Consider the following 23,760-nt stretch of genomic DNA (forward strand, 5'->3'; position numbering starts at 1 on the left):
TAAAAACAGCTCAAGCTTAGTCACCACTAAACTTGAACCGCCTTTGACAACATCTTCACACACAATTATAAAGATTCTTTGTTAGCGGCTCTTCGCTTCCTTGAAACTAAATTTAGTGTAATAGCTCAAGGCTGACAACTGATAAAAATAAATCCGATAGATGAAAAAAATTAACCCATATACTTTAGTCTATATTTCGACCTGAAAGTTTACCTAAATGTTAAATAAAACAACCTTTAATTGTTTTATTTTTGATAATAAACAATTAATTACATATAAATTAAAGTAACTCTCACGTTTTAATAAAATGATTGCAGCTATAGTTTAAATATTTTTTTATGTGAATGTTTAGATATAATATTCCTATTGAAATTAAAAATAAGAATATTAGGATATTGATATGATTCGCAATGCCATACTACTATACTTACTTAGTTGCTCATTTATTTTAACTGCTACACCTATTGCAACTCATAAAGTTGAAGGGCTGAATAAGCCTGCTATTAAACCCACAGATCTTGCTCCTGTACTTGATTCTCTGGCAACTCATAGCGCAATTACCCGAAAAAACCTGGGGCAATCATTTTTAGGTCAGCCAATTGATGCCTTCTATATTGGTTCAGGGCCAATTAAAGTAATGCTGTGGAGCCAAATGCATGGGGATGAAAATACGGCAAGTGCGGCATTAATGGATTTTCTTAGCTATGTAATCGACGATGAAAATAAGACGTGGCGAAAAAGCTGGCAAAACAAATTATCATTAATGGTCATTCCAATGATTAACCCTGACGGAGCACAACTGCAAACGCGTTTTAACGCGCAAGGCATCGATCTAAACCGAGACGCTAAAGCGCTGAGAACGCCTGAAGGCCAGCTTTTGATGGCTGCGGCGAAAAGTTTTAAGCCAGACTTTGGCTTTAATCTTCATGACCAAAACGCTTATTATGGTGCAGGTGAAAAAGGCCTCCCTGCAACCATATCTGTTTTAGCTCCTGCATATAATCAGCAACGTGAAATTAACCTAAGCCGTGGCAATGCCATGAAATTAATTGCGCAACTAAGTAAACTGATTGAACAAGAGGTTCCCAATCACTTAGCAAAGTATAATGATAGCTACTCATACCGAAGTTTTGGTGATACGTTTTCTGAAATGGGGATCAGTACCATACTGATAGAATCTGGCGCCTACCCTCATGATCCAAACCGGCAGGTTGCTCGCAAAATCAATCGGATGCTGTATGTACAAATGATTGATGAGCTGATATCTAACAAGTGGCAACAACAAGAAATAGCAACCTACCAAGCAATCCCGTTTAATGTTAAGGATGCATGGGTAGATTTACTCATCAATGATGTGACGATTCTCAGCCCACAAGGCAGCTACGTTACTGATATTGCGATTAACGCTAAAGGACGCTACCCACAAATCAATGAGCTGGGAGATATAAGCAGTATTCGACAGGGGTTTACCCAGCTAGATGCCCACACACTCAGCTTTGATGCAGGTAAAGCTTACCCACTAGCAAAGCCATTAGACCTTACAACCGAGAAGTATCGTCAACTATTAGTACAAGGCTACAGCTGTTTTTCTGGTGATTTAACACTAATCAACAACCAAAGTGACTGGTTAAGCTATCAATGTGCCAATACGCTTTCAGCTATGCCTACTCGCCATGGCGCTGCGGCTTTTATATTACGTGAACAAGGTACTGTCAAATATGCAGTGCTAGGAGAGCAATTAATTAAATTGTAAACGCAAAAAAGCGCCCACGAGGCGCTTTTTACTAACCTAAACTTAAATTTTCAGTCAGAGATAAATTATAAAATTTGGTTTTCTTTCCAAACTTGCTCTTTGGCCATACGCTTTTTGCGTTTATCGCATGGATCGTCGCAATCACAGGCCTTATCGATACCAACAGAGCCTAAACCGCCACAACTACTAGCCATAGACTTCTTTTGCACTATCATGCCTACAGCCATTGCTGCAACGATTAAAATCAATAAACCAAAAGTAAGAAGAAAAAGTGACATTGCTTAGCCCCTATTGTTCAGCAATAAAAATGCTTGATGCTAGTCATCAAGCTGCGTGTATTATAAACCGCTTTGCGCTTGTCTACAAATAGGGTTTGAATGCTGGGCTAGAATAGGTCACTAAACCATCATCTGATTTGCCAATTAAGTACACGGGTAAATCATATTTTTCAGCATAAGCCTTAGCTTTATCCATTCCCATTACCGTTAGCGCTGTTGCAAGGCCGTCAGCAGTCATCGCGGATGGATGTAGTACAGTCACCGACACTAAATCATGGCGACTCGGCATCCCAGTTGCTGGATCAATTAAATGACTGTAAGTAACCCCTTCCATTTCATAAAAAATACGGTAATCACCAGATGTGGCAATACCATTATTACCCGGCGCTAAAACGCGATGTACTTTACGCACCCCAGGCTCTGTATCCGGCTGCTCTATCGCGATGCGCCAATCTTGATCATGAGGTTTTTTACCGGCAACTCTTAATTCACCGCCAATCTCAACCATGTAATTAGATAAATCGTGACTTTCTAATAACTCAGCCACTTTATCTATGCCATAGCCTTTTGCAGTAGCTGAAAACGACAGCTCCAAACCATCGATTGTTTTTGCTAATCCTTGCTCCGTCAGTATTAATTTATCAACGCCAATTTGTGCAATCATCGCTGATAACTCTGCGTCGGTTGGACGTTTTGTTGGTTTTTTATCAGGGCCAAAACCCCATAAATCAATTAATGGGCCCATAGTTACATCAAGGGTTTTTGTTGATTCGCCAAGACGGATAGACTCACTAACAACCGCTCTAAAATCGTTACTAATTGGCATCACTTGCTCCGCAGCGAGGCGATTAAATGTATTGATCTCAGAATCGGGTATATAGGTCGACATTGATTGATTAATATCTTTAAGTAGCTGAGTGATCTCTGGCTGTAAGTTCAATGCGTCTAACTTGTCTTGCTTGGCAAACACCTTTATGTGATAGGTCGTGCCCATCGTTTTACCTTCAAGGTAAAGCTCTTGTGGTTCATCGCTCTGGCCACAGCCACTAATGAGTAAAGTGAGGGTAAGGAAGAATAAGGCAATGATGCCTTGTGGATGAAATACTCTATTCATTGCAGCCTACTTAGTTAAGTTAGAATATAAAAAAGCCCCGTAACAGCTATTGTTACGGGGCTAGTATTTTAACTAATTTTATTTAGTTTTGGTATTAACCACCGAAATCATCTAGTAAGATATTTTCGTCTTCAACACCTAAGTCTTTCAACATATTGATAACAGCGGCGTTCATCATTGGAGGACCACACATGTAGAACTCACAATCTTCCGGCGCTTCGTGATCTTTAAGATAGTTCTCAAATAACACGTTATGGATAAAGCCAGTATAGCCTTCCCAGTTATCTTCAGGCTGCGGATCTGAAAGTGCTGTATGCCATACGAAGTTATCATTTTCAGCCGCTAAGCCGTCAAAATCTTCTACGTAGAACATTTCACGTTTAGAACGCGCACCATACCAGAAGCTCATCTTACGCTTAGAGTTTAGGCGCTTAAGCTGGTCAAAGATATGTGAACGCATTGGCGCCATACCAGCACCACCACCTACGAATACCATTTCAGCGTCAGTGTCTTTGGCAAAGAACTCACCGAATGGACCAGAGATAGTCACTTTGTCACCTTCTTTTAGTGACCAAATGTACGATGACATTTTACCACAAGGTAAGCTTAAATCTCTTGGTGGCGGCGTAGCGATACGCACGTTAAGCATGATGATGCCTTCTTCTTCTGGGTAGTTAGCCATTGAGTAAGCACGAATTGTTTCTTCGTCTACTTTTGACTCCAGCTTGAAGAAACCAAAATGGTTCCAGTCGCCACGGTACTCTTCAGGTACATCGAAATCAGCGTATTTAACGTGGTGCGCAGGGGCTTCAATTTGAATATAACCACCGGCACGGAACGGTACTGATTCACCATCAGGAATTTGTAGCTTAAGTTCTTTAATGAACGTTGCTTTGTTATCGTTAGAGATAACTTCACAATCCCATTTTTTAACACCGAAAATTGACTCTTCTAGTTCAATTTCCATGTCGTTTTTAACATTTACCTGACACGCTAAACGACAGCCTTCACGGGCTTCACCTTTAGAAATGTGATCAAGTTCTGTTGGTAGGATATCACCACCACCTTCTTTAATGTGTACACGACACTGACCACAAGAGCCACCGCCACCACATGCAGATGATACGAAGATACCTGATTCAGATAGCGCACCTAAAAGCTTGCTACCTGCTGATGTTTTAATAGCTTTATCTGGGTCGCCATTAATGCCGATGATGATGTCACCGCTTGCAACTAACTTAGATTTAGCACCAATGATGACTAAAACTAGTAGTACAACGATAGCGATGAAAACACCAACGCCTAAGAAAATCTCATAACTCATGATTTATCCTCGCTACCTATTAAAGTGAAATACCAGAGAATGACATAAAGCCAAGACCCATTAAACCAACTGTGATGAAGGTAATACCTAAACCACGTAGGCCATCTGGCACGTCTGAATATTTCATTTTTTCACGAATACCAGCAAGTAATGTAATTGCTAGCGCCCAACCTACACCAGAACCGATACCATAAACCACAGACTCGCCGAAGTTATAGTTACGCTCTACCATGAAAGATACCGCACCAAAGATTGCACAGTTAACTGTGATCAATGGTAGGAAGATACCTAACGCGTTATATAGTGCAGGGAAGAACTTATCTAATGCCATTTCAAGAATTTGTACTAGTGCTGCAATTACACCAATGAAAGTCAAGAAACGTAAGAAGCTAAGATCCGCTTCAGGATAACCAAGCCATTCTAATGCACCCGGTGCAAGAACCGCATGATAAACCAAGTTATTTACCGGTACAGAGATACCCAATACCACGATAACTGCCACACCTAGGCCGATAGACGTTGTTACTTTCTTTGATACAGCAAGGAAAGTACACATACCTAAGAAGAAGGCTAAAGCTAAGTTTTCAATGAAAACCGCTTTTACGAATAAACTAATATAATGTTCCACTATCTACCCCTTACCCTTTCGCTTCTACTTGGTCTTTCTTATAAGTACGAAGTACCCATATGAATAAACCAATGATGAAGAACGCACTAGGAGGTAAAATCAATAGACCCATAGGCTGATACCAACCGCCATCTTGTACAAGAGGGATGATTTCAGCACCAAACAATGTGCCTTTACCAAATAGTTCACGAATAAAGCCAACAGTAAGTAACACTACTGAGTAACCTAAGCCATTACCGATACCATCAAGGAACGACATAAGCGGCGGTGACTTCATCGCATACGCTTCTGCACGACCCATTACGATACAGTTAGTAATGATTAGACCAACGAATACCGACAACTCTTTAGCCGTAGCATAAGAGAAAGCCTGAAGTACTTGGTCAACAACGATTACTAGCGACGCAATGATGGTCATTTGCACGATGATACGTACTGATGACGGGATCTGGTTACGAATAATTGAGATAAAGAAGCTTGAGAATGCTGTTACCAAAGTCAACGCAATTGACATGATTAACGCATTTTTTAAGCTCGACGTTACCGCAAGCGCAGAACAAATACCAAGTACTTGTAACGCGATCGGGTTATTTGCCAGTACCGGTCCAAATAGGACCGACTTCATTTCTTTAGTATCAGCCATTATTTCAACGCTCCTTTACGCACTTTCTCAAGGAAAGGACCAAAGCCGTTTTCACCAGTCCAAAAATCAACTGCGTGATCAACACCGTTAGACGTTAAAGTTGCACCTGAAAGGCCATCAATTTGATGATCATTTTTAGCGCCACTTTTTACAACATCAACTGGTAACTCTTTACCACCCCATGTTGCTGTCCATTGTGGGTTTTGAATTTCACCACCTAGACCCGGTGTTTCATTGTGCTTATAAAAGTTAATATCTTTAACTGTTTCGCCATCGCTTTCTAGCGCTAAGAAACCATACATTACACCCCAAAGGCCGTAACCTTGGATTGGTAAAATGATAGCGTCTGTAGAACCGTCAGCTTTTTTCGAGATATAAACAGGTGACTCTTTAGTCATGCGCTGAATACCAGCGATGTCTTTGATGCCTTCTGCTTTTAATGCAAAACTAATTTTTTGGTCAAATTTGCTTTTTTCAAAGTCAAATGAGTTAGGGTCAGTTTCAACAAACTCACCTGTTTGCATGTTTACCACGCGCGCTTCGATTTTTGCGTTGAACGTATCAGAGATATTTTCAACAGCATCAATCCCCGCTGCAGCTAAGATATTCTTTTGAATATCTTGCGTTTTGTTAGCTTGCTGTAAAGGGCGAAGCTGAACTGAAGCAAACGATACGATGATTGCGCACACTAAACATAGTGCAACAACAACGGTTAGCGTTTTGCCGATTGATTCGTTATTACTAGACATTACGTGCCAACCTCCGCTTGATATTAGCTTGCACTACAAAGTGATCAAATAATGGCGCAAATAAGTTAGCAAATAAAATCGCTAGCATCATACCTTCTGGGAAAGCAGGGTTTACTACGCGGATCATCACTACCATAAAGCCGATTAATGCACCGTATGCGAATTTTGCTTTGTCGGTAAAAGCAGCAGATACTGGATCTGTCGCCATGAAGAACATACCAAAAGCAAAACCACCTAGTACTAAGTGCCAATGCCAAGGCATTGCAAACACTGGGTTAGTCTCTGAGCCAATTGCATTTAATAAGAATGCAGTTGCAACCATACCCAAGAATACACCCAGCACGATACGCCAAGACGCAATTCGCACGTAGATTAAGAACAAGCCACCGATTAACAATGCAAGAGTCGATGTTTCACCTACTGAACCTTGAATGAAACCGTAAAACGCATTCCACCATAGCTCCATGTTGCTGTAATCTAGTGAACCAACAAACGCTTGACCTAGCATAGTTGCACCAGAGAACGAATCTACTGCTGTCCATACTGTGTCACCTGAAATTTGCGCTGGGTATGCGAAGAATAAGAACGCACGGCCCGCTAAAGCAGGGTTTAAGAAGTTACGGCCAGTACCACCAAAGATTTCTTTAGCAATAACAACACCGAATGTAATACCTAATGCAACCTGCCATAGTGGAATAGTTGCTGGTAGGATCAATGCAAATAATACAGAGGTTACGAAGAAACCTTCGTTAACTTCATGCTTACGTACAGAGGCAAACAATACTTCCCAAAAACCACCTACAGCAAAGGTTACTGCGTAGATTGGTAAGAAGAAACATGCTCCGTAGAACATTTTTGCGCCCCATCCAGATTCAGCCGTTAATTCACCGCCAAATAACTGAAATAAACCTACTTGCCAAGAGTTTGCTAGTTCAAAACCTTGTGCTAAAGCACCCGCGGCCTGATGACCGATATTGAACATACCAAAAAACATCGCAGGGAATGTCGCCATCCACACTAAAATCATCATACGTTTTAGGTCGATGTTATCACGAACGTGTGTTTTGCCTTTATTTACATAACCCGGGGTATAAAAAATAGTTGCCGCTGCTTCATACAGTGCATACCACTTTTCATGTTTACCACCGGCTTCAAAATGCGGCTCGATATCTTCTAGAAATTTCTTTAAACCCATCTCTCTAGCCTTCCTTCTCGATCGTAGTCAAGCAATCGCGTAGGATTGAACCATACTCGTATTTACCTGGACAAACGAAGGTACATAACGCTAAATCTTCTTCATCAAGTTCAAGCGCACCTAAAGCAATAGCACCGTCTAAATCACGTGCAATTAAGTCACGTAATAAAAGCGTTGGTAAAATATCTAAAGGCATTACACGCTCATAGCTACCAATTGGTACCATGGCACGTTTTGAACCACCTGTTGACGTCGTCATTTTAAATAAACGACTCGGTGTAAGATGAGATAAGAATGTACGTGTTACAGAGAACTTGTCTGTACCTGGAGCAATCCAGCCAAACAATTCTTTTTCACGACCTTCAAGTAATACTGATACTTGAACATGGTAACGACCTAAGAATGCTTGAGGACCTTGTGAAATAGCACCTGATAAAACAGAACCAGAAATAACACGGTTATCACCGTCTTCTAGCTCACCGGCAACTAAATCATCAAGCGCTGCACCTAGTTGAGTTTTCACTAAACGCGGGTTCTTAACACGAGGACCAGCAAGCGAAACCACACGTTCAGTACTAATTTCACCCGTTAGGAATAAGTGACCAAAGGCAATAACATCTTGGTAACCAATATGCCAAACTTGCTTGCTTGCAGAGACTGGGTCTAAGTGATGGATATGTGTGCCAACAAGGCCAGCCGGATGTACGCCACCAAACTCATGCACTTCTACTTGAGGGATTGATGAACTAGGTACTTGGCTACCTGCTTGTTTACAAACAAATACTTTACCGTCAGTTAAACGCGAAACCACAGCTAAACCCGCTTCAAATGCTTGCGCATTTTCAGCAATAATTACCGCAGGATCTGCAGCAAGAGGGTTAGTGTCGATTGCGGTCACAAAGATAGAGCTAGGATTTGCATCCACAGCCGCAACTTTGCTAAATGGGCGAGCACGAAGCGCCGTCCATTGACCTGACTGAATAAGTACTTCTTTGGCTTTTTCACGGTCGAGGCTCGAAAGTTGCTCAGCTGAGAAAGAGTCAAAGGTGATTTGCTCACTGCCATTTACTTCAATAACGACAGATTGCAGCACACGTTTTGCACCACGATTAATTTCTTTTACTGTACCAGCAGCTGGGGCAGTAAATAATACACCTGGGTTCTTTTTGTCTTCAAAAAGTACCTGGCCTTTTTTAACTTGGTCATCCACACGAACATGCATGGTTGGACGCATACCAATAAACTCTTCACCTAGCACAGCTACACGTTTGACGGCAGAGCCATCATGAATAACTTGCTGAGGTGCGCCCTCTATGGGTAAGTCCAGACCTTTTTTTATGTTGATCATACGCACTTGCACTACATTAACGGAAAGAAACTGAAAAATCGTACCAACCACGTCGCCTTTGTGACTACTCAAGCTAAATTCAAGATATCAAAGAACTACCTGTTTTAATCTCAAAACAAGCAACGCAGTTAAACTCCTCACATATATTGCCCGAATTTTAACATTAATCGTGACTACTATGCGAGTGTAAATATGAAATTTATACGACAGATGTGGTTATTTAGCTCAATCGCCGCATTTGAATAAAATTCAATATAGACCAAAGTGCTATTGCTCGCGAGCAAGGAGAGAAATTAAGCAAAAATACAGAAAAAAAGATTGATCATAAAAAAAGTCGCCGTAGCGACTTTTAAACAATCAATTGTTTATTAATCAATCAAATTGGCAATCGGAGCAACGGCATCAACCTCTTGCTCATAATCAACCGAATCAATACCAAAACCAAATAAACGTAAAAACTCATTATGGTAACCCACATAATCCGTTAATTCGTCAATTGTTTCAGTAGTAACTGAGTCCCACACAGTCTGGATACGTGCTTGCACGTCATCTTCCAGTTCTTTGTAGTTTTGGAATAAATGACCGCCGTCATCAAAACGTGGAGAATCACCATATAAGTTCTCAGTGAATAACGCGTGAATTTGCTCAATCGTACCTTCATAAGTGCCATCGGCTTTCATTACTTTGAATAAAGCAGAGATATAAAGTGGCATAATAGGTATAGCAGAGCTTGCTTGTGTTACTACGGCGTTAAGTGACGAAACGTATGCTTCACCATTTAATGACTTAGTCGACTCTTTAATAGCAACCGTTGCACGGTCTAAATCTTCTTTTGCTTTACCGATCGTCGCATGACCGTAAATTGGCCATGTCAGCTCTTTACCAATATAGGTATAAGCGGTAGTTTTGAAGTTGTCAGCTAGAACGCCTGCTTCTTTTAAAGCGTCTATCCACATTTCCCAATCTTCACCACCCATTACTTTGATGGTGTTATCGATATCTTCTTGGCTTGCCGCCTCGACAGTTATTTCATCTATTTCACGCTTTGACGTATTCAGGTTTTTCGTCGTCACAGAGTTGCCAATTGGCTTAAGCGTAGAAGAATATGTTTCACCTGTATTTGGATCAGTACGGCGCGGTGAAGCCAAGCTGTAGATCACTAAATCAATTTTACCTAAATCAGCTTTGATTGTTTCAATCGTTTTTTGCTTGATTTCGTTTGAGAACGCATCGCCATTGATATTCTTAGACCAAAGCCCAGCTTCGTCGGCCGCATTTTGAAACGCTGCAGTGTTATACCAACCCGCAGAACCGGTTTTACGCTCAGTGCCTTCTTTTTCAAAAAAGATACCTAAGGTTTTAGCACCACCACCAAACGCAGCAGTAATGCGCGATGCAAGGCCATAACCTGTAGAAGCACCGATAACTAGTACATTTTTAGGCGCATTTTTTAGCTCGCCTTGTTGTTTTACATAGTTAATTTGTTCTTGTACGTGCTCTGCACAGCCTACTGGGTGGGCATTTGTACAGATGAAACCGCGAATTTTAGGCTTAATGACCATTGATCATCCTATATCTATCTCAATAAAAATTAGCGCTAGTTTAAAGGCTAATTGTAAAAATACAGGTCTGATGAGTGTTATGCCCAATCAAACCTGGCCGTTAATCTAATTTAGAACCACCCAAACAGGTAGGTGAATCAGCAACCTGACCACTTTGCTCACTAAATTCTTCAGGGGTAAAGGTATGAATTGCTAATGCATGAATATGATTTGCAAGCTCATCTTTTAATATTTCGTTAATTTGTCGATGGCGTTGCAATAAACGTTTGCCGCTAAACTCTTCGCTAACAACAATCACTTTAAAGTGCGACTCTTCACCGCGACTATGCATATGACTTTCATTAATGACATTAAGGTGCTTGCAAGCAATCGCGTCTGCTATTTTGCTTTGTATCTGCTGCTGCATTGACATATAAAGGGCCGATCCATAACTAATGAGGGCCATACTATAACAACTAAGTTTGTAAATTGGCTAGCTGGGTTTTGGTAAAATATACCTGAATGTCAAACTTATACGAGGGTGAGCTAACGTTGTTTGCTTTGCAATTGCGTGTTGGTAATCCCGCTGGCTGTCACCATGCATCACTAAACAACTGCCACTGTGAAGTAATAAATCGGTTACTTTATTACTGGCCTTATGTTTTAGTTTTAACACCCGCTCTGCACCTAAAGAGATACAGACAATCGTTGGCTTTGGTCCGAGTTCAATTTCATCATCACTGTGCCAACCCATAGTGTCATTGCCATCGCGGTAATAGTTGACCAACAAAGAATTAAACGGTTGTTGTAAATGGCGTTCCAATCGTTTTCGCATGGCTAATAACACCCTAGGCCAAGGTTCAACCACTAACTTACTGTGTGAGTAACCATATTCAACCTGGTTATCACTAATAAAACATTGCAACCGTGGGATTGGGCCTGTTCGCCCATAAACGGTGGTATTGGGTTGCTGCCAATTTAAACTTTGCTGCAGATGATAAAATAAATCGAGGCTTTTTTGTGCGCTCAATGCGCTTCTTTGATAAGAAAAGCCATTTGGTAACATATGGGGGTTGGCCTTTTGCCGTTGCATGTTAGAATTTACCTATCAATTGATTACCGATCATTAAACTATTATGACCACGCAAGCACAGCTCGGCGATACAACCTTTACTCTTGAACGTTTTCCGTTAGATCAAAAAAACCGCAGCTTACAAGCTTGGGATTCTGCTGACGAATATCTAATTGACTATGTTACTGAACATTATCCCGATTGTCGCTCTTTGCTGATCTTAAACGACAGCTTTGGTGCTTTGTCGTGTTATTTTAGCAAACAGCAGTTAACGGTTTGTTCAGTGAATGATTCATATATTAGCCACCAAGCTGCTGCTTACAATTTAGCTGAGAATAAAATTGCGACTACAGCTTTTAGTCAGCTTGATAGCTTATCTGCTTTGCCTGAGCAGGTTGATTTGGTGATTTTAAAAGTGCCACGCACATTAGCTTTTTTACAATACCAACTCTCAGAGCTCAGTGAAGTATTAGCCCCCGGCACAGCGGTAATCGGGGCAGCTAAAACCAAAGATGTACACAACTCGACGATTAAAGCATTTGAGCAGTTTATAGGTGAAACTAAAACCAGTTTAGCCGTTAAAAAGTCACGTTTAATTATCAGTCATGCTGAAGGTGGCTATAAAGCCGCAGATTTTCCTGTCAGTTGGCCACTTGAAGGCAGCGACTTTACCATTAGTAATCATGCCAATGTATTTTCTCGTGATTCTCTAGATATTGGTGCGCGGTTCTTTTTTAATTACTTACCACAAACCAGTAAAGCCAAAAGCATAATTGATCTAGGTTGTGGCAATGGTGTGGTGGGGTTAATGACGCTCGCGCGCTGTCCAAACGCTGAGGTCACCTTTGTAGATGAGTCCTATATGGCTGTTGAATCAGCACGGTTAAACATAGAACTCAATATGGAAGATAAGTTCGAACAGTGTTCATTTATTGAAAATGACTGTTTAACTGGGTTTGAGCGCGAAAGTGTAGATATGGTGCTATGTAATCCACCTTTCCACCAAGCACAAGCGGTGACCGATCACATTGCATGGCAAATGTTCAAACAAGCCAAAGATACCTTAAAAAATGGCGGTGAATTACGTATTATTGGTAATCGCCATCTAGACTACCATGACAAACTAAAACGCATGTTTGGCAACTGTAAGTTACTTGGTTCAAATAAAAAATTTGTAGTATTAAGTGCGACTAAAAATAATGGGATGTTATAACCATGATGAAATACATTTTACCTAGCTGTGCTTTATTAGCACTGTCGGCCTGTACTAGCCAACCGAATCAAATGATCTTGAATCCGGTTTATCAGGGCGGCAAGCTCAGCTCTATTAGCCAAAGCTTAAATACGAGTGTGATTGATTTACGTGGTGATCCTGCCACTTTAAAATTAATTACTTCAGATAAAACGCAAACCATTGCCAGTCAAGGGCTAACAGAATCAATTAAAAGTGCCCTAGATAGCGCACTTAGCCGAAATGGCGCCAGTATTTCAAACTTAGCAACCACACGCTTTGAAGTTGATATTCATACCTTACAAGCTGTCGTGACAGAAAAGCTGGTTACCCACACTAGCGATGCAAAAATTGAACTTGGCGTACGGGTGATCCGTAGCAGCAGTAACTTTAGTAAAATTTATCGAGGTAATGCCAGCCTTGAAGGACCGCTTGGCCATGATCGAGCAAAAATTGAAGGTCAACTTAATAAGTTGACTGAGCAACTAATAACCCGCATGGTATCAGACCCTGAATTACTTGCATTTTTAGAAGGTTAATCATGAAACGTGTATTTTTATTAGCGGTTTTATTACTGTTGAGCCAACCATTGATAGCAGCAACCGAAGGACGCTTTGTTCAGAAAAACAATATGTTTCCTCGTGTAGAAATCACCACCACGATGGGGAAAATAGTCATTGAAATGGATCGCTCAAAAGCTCCTATCACCGTCAATAATTTTCTAACTTACGTTATGGATGGTAGCTACAAAGGCACTGTGTTTCATCGTGTAGAGCGTGATGTAGAAAACGATCGTGACTTTGTTATTCAAGGTGGTGGCTACGACAAGGAGTATGATGGTGTGTACGAAGGCGAACCAATCTTTAACGAAAGTGGCAATGGTTCAAAAAATGATATGTATAGTATTGCTATGGCCTACCAAGACCGCCAACCACATTCTGGCACTCGCCAGTTCTTCTTTAATATGGATGATAACGACCACCTAAACCCAGGCAAAGATTGGGGCTTTGCTGTTTTTGGCATGGTAATGGAAGGTTATGAGACGCTTGATAAAATCATGCAGGTCGAAACTGGATTTAACGAGAAAATTGGTTATGACTTCGTACCTAAAACTCCCGTTGTCATTTTAAATATGACGGTATTAGAGCCAACTCCATTATAATTATTAATAAAGAGAGCGAGTCGCTCTCTTTGCCATTGAAGGCGTTATGACTAAAAACTTGTCGATAGCAGAATATTTTTCTTACTTTAAAGATAAACGCCTTATTAATGTGTTTATCTTTGGCATGAGCAGTGGTTTTCCTTGGGTATTAATTGGCTCAGTAATGTCAGCTTGGCTCAAAGATGAAGGCTTAAGCCGTAGTATGATCGGATTATTCGGCATTGTTTTTGGTGCGTACAGTATAAACTTTTTATGGTCCCCTCTGGTTGACCGTATCAAACTTCCCCTGCTTTATAATTGGCTTGGTCAACGCCGTAGTTGGATACTGCTTTGCCAAAGCTTTATTTTACTTGGTGTGGTTTTATTGGCGGGACTCGATATCACCGCTCATTTAGGCGTCGCTGCTGCTTTATGTTTACTCATTGCCATCGCCTCCGCTACCCAAGATATCGCAATTGATGCGTTTCGTATTGATACCTTAGATGAAAACGAAAGCCACAAAGCGACCGCAGCCGCTGCTATGGCCACTTCAGGTTGGTGGAGCGGCTATGCGCTACTGGGCGCTATCCCCTTTTATATGGCGGATATGCCAAACATTGATTGGCCGCAAGTGTATTACTTTTTAGCAATGATCATGCTGCTGCTAATGAGCTGCGTGTTTTGGGCAAAAGAGCCTAAATCAAATCGAGAAGCTGTGCACGCTGAGTTAGAGCGTATTTACCAACAAAAACTATCTCTTGGTAAGCAAACACAGTTAACTAAGCTGGCCGCATGGCTGGCGGTGACGGTGTTCGACCCATTTAAAACCTTCTTCGCCCGTAACGGGGTTAAAACTGCACTCGCCCTACTTGCCTTTATATTCTTATTTAAAATTGGCGAAGCATTTTTAGCCCGTATGTCGATTGTATTTTATAAAGAGGTTGGCTTTACTAATACCCAAATTGCTAATTACTCAAAACTAGGGACTGGCTTAATTACTATTATTTTTGCATTTTTAGGCAGTATTTTTAATCATAAATACGGCATCGTAAAAGGGTTATTTATTAGTGGTGTGGCAATGGCGGCATCTAATCTAATGTTTTCATGGATAGCATTAGCCGGACCACAAGAGCATTTATATGCAATGGCGATTGTTGTAGACGGTTTTACTCAAGCATGGTCGTTAGTGGCTATGGTGGCATTTATATCAATGCTTTGCGATCGAGCATTTAGTGCAACACATTATGCATTGTTAGCATCATTAGGGAATTTAGGACGAACATTACTATCAAGTTATAGTGGTGTAGTGATTGATGATTGGCTTAGTGGTAATTGGTCGCTGTTCTTTATTTTAACTGCTTTAATGGTATTGCCATCATTGATATTTTTATATCTAATTCGTCACCGGTTGTATGCATTAGAAAGTAGCTATCACGGCAGTAAATAAAGTTTTGAAAAGGGAGAAAGTAATTAATGGGGGAATAAATTATTGATGAAAGCGCTTCCCTGCGCTTGCTAAAAAAACTAATTATTAGTCTTCTTTTAATAAGCCTAAACCTTCATACGGGTCGACTTCTAGCGCATCACAATAACGTAGAAATTCAATCACGTCTAAACGGCGCTCTTGGTTTTCAATTTTACCAATGAATGAATGCGGTGTACCAAGTACTTGAGCAAGGCTACGCATTGTATGACCTTTCTCATGACGCTTAGTTTTAAGCCATTTGGTTAGTTTTGAGTTTTCTTCAGAAGAAACTGTTTTACCCATCATAAAAAACATCTCCTACTAGATGATTTAAAGTTTAATTAATTAAGAGTGAAAGTTTGCCCGTCTCACTCTTGGATACATTATATACTATTCACAACCATGTGAAATAACTAATTTCTAGCAATTACCCGTTACGGGTAATTGCTATTATAGGCTATTAACTTTATTGTAAAACAAACATTAAAGTTAATAGTCTAATTTTAGTTCCTCTTTAATGTAACAAATAAATTATTGAAATGAACCCTTTTTACGATAAATTATTTTTAACTTTAAAATTAAATAGTTATGCTAATAAACTGTATAATCATTACAAAAGAGAGAGATTTATGTTCCGATTATTATTCCTAATGCCCATTGTACTTTGCTTAATTTGGTACTTTTTTCTTAAATACAACCAAGTCCCGATCAAACAAGGTAAAAAAGGCTTTATATACATTTTGGCATTTTCTGCACTGGTGTTAGGTTTTTTTGTTCTAATGATGAAAGTCACTCACGTGTCGTGAGTGACTAAAAATAAATCAATATTACGCTCTGCGGCGTTCACGTAACATCAATAAACAAGGTGTGAGTACTAAGGTTAGTATAGTCGCAAAGGTCAAGCCCCCCGCAACGGCAGTTGCTAATTGCACCCACCACTGCGTTGACGGTGCACCAAAATCAATTGTGCGATTAAATAAATCAATATTGATCTGTAATACCATCGGCATTAAGCCCAAAATAGTTGTTACCGTGGTTAATAACACTGGTCGTAAGCGCTGTGCTCCCGTCCTTAAAATGGCATCTTTTACCGCAAGTCCTTGTGTTCTGAGTACATTATAAGTATCAATTAGTACAATATTATTATTAACAACAATACCAGCTAACGAAATAACCCCAATGCCTGACATAACAATACCAAACGGTTGCTGTAACACTAATAACCCTAAGAACACGCCAACAGTTGAAAACACCACCGCGCTTAAAATCAAAAAGGCCTGATAAAAACTATTAAACTGAGTGACTAAAATAATACCCATCACAAACAGCGCAACTAAAAAGGCATTTTTCAAGAAAGCTTCTGATTCATCTTGATCTTCGGTTTCACCACGAACTTTGATTTTAACTCTAGGATCTAAGCCTTGCTCTTTAAGCTGTGCTTGTAAGCGCGGTAACGCTTTAGCCAGTTGTTCACCTACTTTCATATCAGCGTTAATGGTCACGACTCGGTGAGCGTCAACTCGACGAATTGTATCGACTTTTGGCGCCGCATGGCGTTCAACAAAATAGCTAATCGGTACTTGCCCATGTATGGTTTTAACACGTAACGTTTCAAGGCGGCTTAAGTCTCGTTTGTCATGTGGAAAGCGCACGCGAATATCAATTTCATCATCAACATCATCTGGGCGATACTCTCCCAGCTTTAATCCATTGGTAATTAACTGCACATTGGCACCGAGCATAGCGGCATCTGCGCCATAACGTGCAGCATCGGCTCGATTAAGTTTTAACTGCCATTCAATACCCGGTTTTGAAGCGGTGTCGTCTACATTGCGAAAAGCCCCATCGTTTTCGATGGCTTGGCGGATCACTTTAGCTTGTTGGTTGAGTATCTCAGGAAATTTTGAACTTAACTCTATACTCAGTGCTTTGCCGCCACCTGGGCCATTTTCATCCTTACGCATCTCAATCTCAACCCCAGCAAAGCTTGCTGTGATTTCATTAACTTGGGTAATAATGTCTTCAGCTGGCGGGCGTTCATGCCAATCTCTTAAATTTAATCGAAATGAACCTATTTGATCTTGCCCACCAGTGCGTGCATACAAGGTTTTAATACCCTCAACGGCCAAAATACGGGTTTCAATCTCCTTCATGATCACGTCTTTTTCATAAATAGACAAATCACTATACGAACGTACTTTAATATTTACCCCATTTGGCTCAACATCTGGGAAAAACTCAACCCCGAGTTTTGATGCTCCAAAGCCAATAAATACTAAAATTGAGAACACAATCGCCGCGAGTAAGGTCCACCATGGTTTATCAAGCGCCCTATCTAGTACACGCACATACCGCCCTGCAAAACCTTGCAGTTGAGTTAAATCACCAGATTCAGCAATCACTAAATCCTGCTTTTGCACTGGCGTTAGGGGTCTAATTTTTCCTATCATACCGCCAATTGTTGGTACAAAAACCAATGCCATTAGTAATGATGCTGATAGCGTCGCTATTAACGTAATTGGTAAGTACTTCATAAACTCACCCATCATTCCTGGCCAAAATATTAACGGTGCAAAAGCCGCAAGTGTCGTAGCCGTTGATGCAATAATTGGCCATGCCATACGCTCAGCAGCAATCTTATAAGCCTGCTTACGTGACTTGCCTTCACTCATTGCTCTATCAGCAAATTCTGTGACAACAATTGCACCATCTACCAACATCCCGACTGCCATGATCAGCGCAAATAGCACCACGATGTTGACGGTTAAGCCAAATAAAGAAATGACTAAAATACCCGTTAGAAATGAACCTGGGATCGCAATACCCACTAAAAAAGCAGTGCGAGCACCAAGGACTGCAACAATCACAATAACCACCAGCAATACCGCCGACAACACGTTATTTTGTAAGTCTGACAGCATCATTTCAACGTCTTTTGACATGTCACCGGTGTAATCAACACGAATATGCTCAGGCCATATTTTTTGCGCTTGCTTAACAACCTCTTTCACTTGCGCTACTGTGTCTATAATATTTTCCCCAGCACGCTTTTTAACTTCAAGAGACACGGCTTGACGGCCGTTGATACGTGCGATTGAGTTCGGATCTTTATAAGCGCGGCGAATTTTAGCAACATCCATAAAGCGCACGACTCGATCGCCTACCACTTTTACAGGTTGTTCCATTACATCTTGAATGGTTTCAAATACCGAAGGAATTTTTACAGCAAAGCGCCCTTTACCAGTATCCAAAGTACCCGCCGCAACTAAGCGGTTATTGTTAGAAAGTAGTTGAATAATATCGTTTGGTTCAAGCCCGTAGGAGATCATCGCTAGCGGATCGACCTCAATTTCCACCATATCTTCACGATCCCCCCCCACATCTACTTCCAATACGCTAGAGATGCTTTCGAGCTCGTCTTTTAAATTACGCGCAAGGGTTAATAAGCCTCGCTCTGGTGAGTCGCCTGAGAGTGTTAAAGTGATGGTGGGTTGCTCGTCTTCCATGAGTATTTCATGAACTTCTGGCTCTTCTGATTCAGAAGGGAGCTTTGCCTTGGCTAAACTGACTTTGTCACGCACATCGGCAAGCGCCTCTTTAGGATCCATGCCCGCCATAAACTCTAACGTAACAGAAGCATGGCCTTCACTGGCCACCGCGGTCATTTCTTTTACGCCCTCGATCGAACGTAATTCAATTTCCATGGGCCTTACAAGTAACCGTTCAGCATCTTCGGGTGATATACCATCATGAATGATGGATACGTAAATAAACGGAATCGTTACATCGGGATTCGCTTCTTTCGGAATATTTTGGTAGGTCACCCACCCTGATATCAATAATAAAATAAAAATCAGCAGTACTGTGCGCGTATGATTGAGCGAGGCTTCTATTAAATTTTTCATGCCGTTATTCGCCCGCTATAGTATCAGCTTCAACAAACACAGGTTCGACACTATCACCGACTCTAACAAAACCTTGCCCTAACGTGATCACATTTGCTGTTTCACCTAATCCCCACAACCACACTCCTTCAGCTGTCGATTTAGCAAGGCTCACATTTTTAAACTCGACACGATTTTCAGCGTTTATTACCTTAACTCCAATATTGCCTTCACTATCTAGTGCCATGTAGGCAGGACTTAGTAACATCGCTGGCGCGGAATCGAGGGAGATATCAAGTTGCGTTGAATAACCTGCTTTAAATTTCATTTCGGGATTGGCAAATGCAGCTTCGATACGAAACGTATTGGTGCTGTCGTCGGCGACAGAGGCAATATAACGCACTTTTCCTGGGTATGTTTTATCGTTTAAAACATGGGCGTGCACAGCTTGACCGACTTGCAAACCAGTAATTTCTTTTTGTGTCGCATCAGCACGAACCACTAAAGGATCAAGATCAACCAACTCTAAAATAGGATCGCCAATCGCAACATAATCACCGAGCTGTACAAGGCGTTTATTAATGATGCCACTAAAAGGCGCACGGATCTCGGTACGCTCCAATTGCAGTTCAAGCCCAGCTAAACGTGCTTTTCCTTGCGCTAATACCGCTTCGCTGCGCATAGTTTGCACCCGATCTTGCAATCCTTGATCTCTCAGTGACAACGCACCTTCATATTCTGCCGTATATTGCTTTAACAGTGCTGTGGCAGAGCCCAACTGTGCAACTAAATCAGATTTATCTAACTCAAGTATTAGTGCCCCTTGCTCAACAAACTGGCCTTCTTGCACATAAATTTTGTTAACTTCACCGGCTTGACGTGCACTCACACGGGCTAACTTATCTGGTTCTGATTTACCATAAAACGACAAGGTTTTCTTGATGTCTTGCGCGACTAATTTCACCACTTGCACTTTCGCTGTTTTCTCAAAAGTGCTTGAAGACTGCTCATTACTCGCATGACTTGATCCAGAGCCCATCCAAATACAAATAGCAACAACAATGATTATGGCGAGAATATAGGGTTTTTCTTCTAGTTGCTGGGCAAGCTTTTTCAACACAAAGTTTCCTTTTAGCTATCAATAATAAATGTGCATGATTGTGCAAATAATAGAGTACGTAGTAGTTTTAAGGCAATAAGATTAGAGTGTTATCTTTGGTATTAAATTTTAGTCAATAAAAAAGCCGCAACCTGCGGCTTTAATCAATATCTTTAAACGCTAAAACTAGCGCCACACCCGCAGGTAGTCGTTGCATTGGGGTTTGCAACAAAAAAGCGTGCGCCTTCAAGTCCTTCGGTATAATCTACTTCACCGTCAACTAAATATTGAATACTCATTGGGTCAACCACTAAGGTCACACCATTTTTAACAATTTCTAAATCGCCTGGATTTGCTTTTTCATCAAAAGTAAACCCATACTGGAAACCAGAGCAACCACCACCTGTGACATAAACACGCAGTTTTAAATTTGGATTCTCTTCTTCGTCGATTAACTGTTTAACACGAACAGCCGCTGCATCGCTGAACTTAATGGGTAATTCATCTGACATACCATAACCCTCTATACCTACATTATTGCGATTATCTAATACCCGAGTGTTTTAATCAAGTATAGGGATAAGTTTGCTTATAATAGTTAAGCTAATTTTTATATAGCCAGTTGTAAGCGATGTAAAATGGTGCACCTGTTATTTCTATACTATATTTATTTCTCAGGCTGAAATAAATCCACACGATACTCTGTTTCAATTAAGATGAGGGACCATCTTGGATAACCATTTAACGCTCCACTTTATTACATCTGAAATGCTGAATGCCCCAGTTATTTCGGCTCAGTATGATGGCTATCTTGTATTGGCCTCAATATTAACGGCCGTATTTGCATCTTATATTTCTTTTTTATTATCAGCGCGCATTAAAGGCTCACAATTAAAAGAAGAAACACGGCTATGGACAATCGTAGCATCTTGCTTTTTAGGTGGCGGAATTTGGGCTATGCACTTTATTGGCATGCTAGCCTATAAGCTCCCCATTCCTGTAGAGTACGATATCACAATAACGCTCGTGTCTATTTTTCCCAGTATTTTTGCCAGCTATATTGTTATGTCACCCACATTAGGGCGTTTTAATAATTTATGGCTCAGAAGTATACTCATGGGTCTAGGTATTGGCAGCATGCATTATATTGGCATGATGGCGATGCGCATGCCCGCCCACATGGCTTACGAACCCTGGTTATTTTCATTCTCTGTGTTGGTTGCTGTGGTGCTCTCAGGCCTGGCATTAAAAATAAACGAATTACGATTAAGCACCCATACTAAGCTTTATTGGGTAAACTTACTTGCAGCTTTGACCATGGGCACCGCTATCTCAGGCATGCATTACATAGGTATGATGTCTATGTATGTTTTTGCTGCACATCACACTACCTATATCACTAATGAAAATAGCGCTGAACTTGCCCAAGTTATCCTGTTTGTTCTGTTAGCACTGAGTTTATTTCTGGTTGGCGGGATGGAATTACGAGCCAGAAGCCTATTATCAGCAAAATTAAAAGCAGTACTAAATACAGTGCAAGATGCGGTCATCTGCTTTGATAAGCAAGGAAATATTGAGTTTGCAAATCCTGCCACAACCAGTATTTTTGGCTTTGAGCAGCACGAATTAATTGGTAAAAACATAGCCCTGTTGATACCACAAAAATATGCAACACAAACAACTCACTGTAATGACGCTGAACAAGCAGGTAAAAGTCAATTATTACAAGGGCGAAACAACAAAGGGGCAGACTTTCCTATTACGGTCTCGATTAGTCCAATCAGAAAACACGCCAACCCCTCATTTGTCGCTACCATTAAAGATTTAACCAATATCCAAAATCAAGAAGCATTTACCCAAACCATTTTCGACACGTTACCAATTATGTTAGTCGTCAAAGAAGCTGAGCAACTGTCTTTTAGTCATATCAACAAAGCAGGTGAACAATTACTTGGGAAAACACGAGACGAACTTATTGGGCTCAGTGATTTTGATATATTTCCTGAGCAAGAGGCCGAATGTTTTACTGCGTCAGATCGATCAGTTTTAAGTTCCGGTGAAGGTATAACAATTGATGAGGAACCTATCACCATTGATGGCCAGACCCACTATTTACGCACGCGAAAAATGGCTATCAAAGATAGTCAGGGTAAAACAAAGTTTTTACTCGCAGTCGCTGAGGACATAACTGAACTGAGAGTTGCCAAGCTAGAACTTGAAAAGCTGCATCATCGTATGTCTATAGCAGCGAATGCGGCGCATATTGGCGTATGGGAGTGGAACTTTAAGACCAATGAACTGATCTGGGATGAGTGGATGTTCGCACTCTATGGCGTTGACAAGTCGGCTTTTACTAGTAACTACACTGAATGGGAAAAAAGAGTCCACCCAGATGATTTTAAAAATGTAATCAAAAATTTAAAAAGTGCGGTGGCCAATAAGGGGGAGTTCCATGCTGAGTTTCAAATTATGTTACCTAGTGGGGAAACACGTTACTTAAATGCTGACGGCCAGATCTATGGCGATTGTATGGTTGGAATTAATTTTGATATCTCAAAACGCGTGATTGCTGAAAATAAAATACTGCAATTAGCACAAACTGATCACCTCACCGGCCTCGCTAATCGTAATGCGTTATGTAAGTTTGCTGAGCACGCATTTGACTGCACAAAACGCACTGCCACTAAAGTCGCCTGTTTATATTTTGATTTAGACAAGTTTAAACCTATTAATGACACCCATGGCCACTTAATCGGTGACCTAGTTTTGGTTGAAATAGCGAAACGCTTAAGTGACACAGCCAGAAAAACCGATTGTATCGCCCGTATAGGTGGTGACGAATTTGTCATTCTCATCACTCACATTGAAGAAAACAACCAAGTTAAAACAGCATTGGCGCGATTTATTGCCGCGATTGAATTACCGATAATGTCATCACAAGGCAGTCTTTGTGTGGGGGCCAGTATCGGTTATGCTATTTACCCAGATGAAGGAGAAAGCTTAGATGAATTACTCAACAAAGCTGATGCCAGAATGTACAACCATAAACGCGCCAAGGATGTGAAACAACAAGTTATTATCAACCAGTGAGCTCCTAATAATGAATGAGAACCTACGAATTTTGGCCGTGACACACACTCCTTTATATTTTTACTACTTAGCCAATTGTACGCTACACAATCACCCAACTACTTGGTATCAATTTGATTTAAGTTAAACTATTGATGAAAATCAAAAGGACTTACTGTGACACTTTTGCTAAACTGCGCGCTGGAATAGGTGGCGAGGAACAAAG

Annotated in this window: 21 protein-coding genes; 6 read left to right on the forward strand and 15 right to left on the reverse strand. The window is 40.8% G+C overall.

Annotation, left to right across the window (positions count from 1 at the left end; translation table 11 throughout):
* The first annotated feature begins 400 nt into the window (after positions 1-400).
* Positions 401-1,753, forward strand: coding sequence for a M14 family metallopeptidase (locus CWB85_RS09610; RefSeq protein WP_138554738.1), 1,353 nt, complete (start codon positions 401-403; stop codon positions 1,751-1,753).
* 65 nt (positions 1,754-1,818) lie between these two features.
* On the opposite strand, the gene nqrM is transcribed toward CWB85_RS09610, so the two are convergent.
* From nqrM to CWB85_RS09665, 11 genes are all read right to left on the reverse strand, one after another.
* The gene (nqrM, locus tag CWB85_RS09615; RefSeq protein ID WP_016708695.1) at positions 1,819-2,031 is read right to left on the reverse strand and encodes a (Na+)-NQR maturation NqrM; all 213 of its coding nucleotides are present in this window, start codon (positions 2,029-2,031) and stop codon (positions 1,819-1,821) included.
* Positions 2,032-2,113: 82 nt separating this feature from the next.
* Positions 2,114-3,145, reverse strand: a complete 1,032-nt coding sequence (locus CWB85_RS09620) for an FAD:protein FMN transferase (RefSeq protein WP_138554739.1) — start codon at positions 3,143-3,145, stop codon at positions 2,114-2,116.
* A 94-nt stretch (positions 3,146-3,239) separates the two neighbouring features.
* Positions 3,240-4,469 carry an NADH:ubiquinone reductase (Na(+)-transporting) subunit F gene (gene nqrF / locus CWB85_RS09625; protein ID WP_016708693.1) on the reverse strand — a complete coding sequence of 410 codons (1,230 nt, stop codon included), beginning with the start codon at positions 4,467-4,469 and terminating at the stop codon, positions 3,240-3,242.
* A gap of 19 nt (positions 4,470-4,488) precedes the next feature.
* Positions 4,489-5,097 (reverse strand): NADH:ubiquinone reductase (Na(+)-transporting) subunit E, encoded by a 609-nt coding sequence (gene nqrE, locus CWB85_RS09630; RefSeq protein WP_016708692.1) that lies wholly within the window; start codon positions 5,095-5,097, stop codon positions 4,489-4,491.
* A 10-nt stretch (positions 5,098-5,107) separates the two neighbouring features.
* The gene (locus CWB85_RS09635; RefSeq protein WP_016708691.1) at positions 5,108-5,740 is read right to left on the reverse strand and encodes an NADH:ubiquinone reductase (Na(+)-transporting) subunit D; all 633 of its coding nucleotides are present in this window, start codon (positions 5,738-5,740) and stop codon (positions 5,108-5,110) included.
* The gene (locus CWB85_RS09640; RefSeq protein ID WP_016708690.1) at positions 5,740-6,489 is read right to left on the reverse strand and encodes a Na(+)-translocating NADH-quinone reductase subunit C; all 750 of its coding nucleotides are present in this window, start codon (positions 6,487-6,489) and stop codon (positions 5,740-5,742) included. Before CWB85_RS09640 ends, CWB85_RS09635 begins: the two co-directional genes overlap by 1 nt.
* On the reverse strand, positions 6,482-7,684 hold the full coding sequence (locus CWB85_RS09645; protein WP_016708689.1) for an NADH:ubiquinone reductase (Na(+)-transporting) subunit B: 1,203 nt from the start codon (positions 7,682-7,684) through the stop codon (positions 6,482-6,484). The genes CWB85_RS09640 and CWB85_RS09645 overlap by 8 nt, the downstream gene beginning before the upstream one ends.
* Before the next feature lie 4 nt (positions 7,685-7,688).
* On the reverse strand, positions 7,689-9,032 hold the full coding sequence (locus tag CWB85_RS09650; protein WP_138554740.1) for a Na(+)-translocating NADH-quinone reductase subunit A: 1,344 nt from the start codon (positions 9,030-9,032) through the stop codon (positions 7,689-7,691).
* Positions 9,033-9,400: 368 nt separating this feature from the next.
* Positions 9,401-10,594, reverse strand: coding sequence for an enoyl-ACP reductase FabV (gene fabV / locus CWB85_RS09655; RefSeq protein WP_138554741.1), 1,194 nt, complete (start codon positions 10,592-10,594; stop codon positions 9,401-9,403).
* Positions 10,595-10,694: 100 nt separating this feature from the next.
* Positions 10,695-11,006 (reverse strand): BolA family protein, encoded by a 312-nt coding sequence (locus CWB85_RS09660; RefSeq protein ID WP_138554742.1) that lies wholly within the window; start codon positions 11,004-11,006, stop codon positions 10,695-10,697.
* A gap of 60 nt (positions 11,007-11,066) precedes the next feature.
* On the reverse strand, positions 11,067-11,666 hold the full coding sequence (locus CWB85_RS09665; RefSeq protein ID WP_138554743.1) for an alpha-ketoglutarate-dependent dioxygenase AlkB family protein: 600 nt from the start codon (positions 11,664-11,666) through the stop codon (positions 11,067-11,069).
* Between the two features lie 43 nt (positions 11,667-11,709).
* Between CWB85_RS09665 and CWB85_RS09670 the strand changes: the two genes are divergently transcribed.
* The 4 genes from CWB85_RS09670 to CWB85_RS09685 are packed head-to-tail and all read left to right on the forward strand — an operon-like array spanning position 11,710 to position 15,464.
* Positions 11,710-12,858, forward strand: coding sequence for a methyltransferase (locus CWB85_RS09670; protein ID WP_138554744.1), 1,149 nt, complete (start codon positions 11,710-11,712; stop codon positions 12,856-12,858).
* 2 nt (positions 12,859-12,860) lie between these two features.
* A complete protein-coding gene (locus CWB85_RS09675) occupies positions 12,861-13,415 on the forward strand; it encodes a YajG family lipoprotein (RefSeq protein WP_016708683.1) in 555 nt (184 codons plus the stop codon).
* 2 nt (positions 13,416-13,417) lie between these two features.
* Complete coding sequence (locus CWB85_RS09680; protein WP_016708682.1) at positions 13,418-14,038, forward strand: peptidylprolyl isomerase; 621 nt, start codon at positions 13,418-13,420, stop codon at positions 14,036-14,038.
* A 46-nt stretch (positions 14,039-14,084) separates the two neighbouring features.
* On the forward strand, positions 14,085-15,464 hold the full coding sequence (locus CWB85_RS09685) for an AmpG family muropeptide MFS transporter (protein ID WP_138554745.1): 1,380 nt from the start codon (positions 14,085-14,087) through the stop codon (positions 15,462-15,464).
* Between the two features lie 84 nt (positions 15,465-15,548).
* On the opposite strand, the gene CWB85_RS09690 is transcribed toward CWB85_RS09685, so the two are convergent.
* From CWB85_RS09690 to erpA, 4 genes are all read right to left on the reverse strand, one after another.
* Positions 15,549-15,788, reverse strand: a complete 240-nt coding sequence (locus CWB85_RS09690) for a helix-turn-helix domain-containing protein (RefSeq protein ID WP_016708680.1) — start codon at positions 15,786-15,788, stop codon at positions 15,549-15,551.
* A gap of 521 nt (positions 15,789-16,309) precedes the next feature.
* Complete coding sequence (locus CWB85_RS09695) at positions 16,310-19,387, reverse strand: efflux RND transporter permease subunit (RefSeq protein WP_138554746.1); 3,078 nt, start codon at positions 19,385-19,387, stop codon at positions 16,310-16,312.
* Between the two features lie 4 nt (positions 19,388-19,391).
* Complete coding sequence (locus CWB85_RS09700) at positions 19,392-20,486, reverse strand: efflux RND transporter periplasmic adaptor subunit (RefSeq protein ID WP_138554747.1); 1,095 nt, start codon at positions 20,484-20,486, stop codon at positions 19,392-19,394.
* 152 nt (positions 20,487-20,638) lie between these two features.
* Positions 20,639-20,977, reverse strand: a complete 339-nt coding sequence (gene erpA, locus CWB85_RS09705; protein ID WP_016708676.1) for an iron-sulfur cluster insertion protein ErpA — start codon at positions 20,975-20,977, stop codon at positions 20,639-20,641.
* Positions 20,978-21,194: 217 nt separating this feature from the next.
* On the opposite strand from erpA, the gene CWB85_RS09710 reads away from it, so the two are divergent.
* Positions 21,195-23,555 (forward strand): diguanylate cyclase domain-containing protein, encoded by a 2,361-nt coding sequence (locus tag CWB85_RS09710; protein ID WP_138554748.1) that lies wholly within the window; start codon positions 21,195-21,197, stop codon positions 23,553-23,555.
* Positions 23,556-23,760: the final 205 nt, after the last annotated feature.

This window comes from Pseudoalteromonas sp. S1727, assembly GCF_005886375.1.
GTDB classification, from domain to species: Bacteria; Pseudomonadota; Gammaproteobacteria; order Enterobacterales; family Alteromonadaceae; genus Pseudoalteromonas; species Pseudoalteromonas haloplanktis.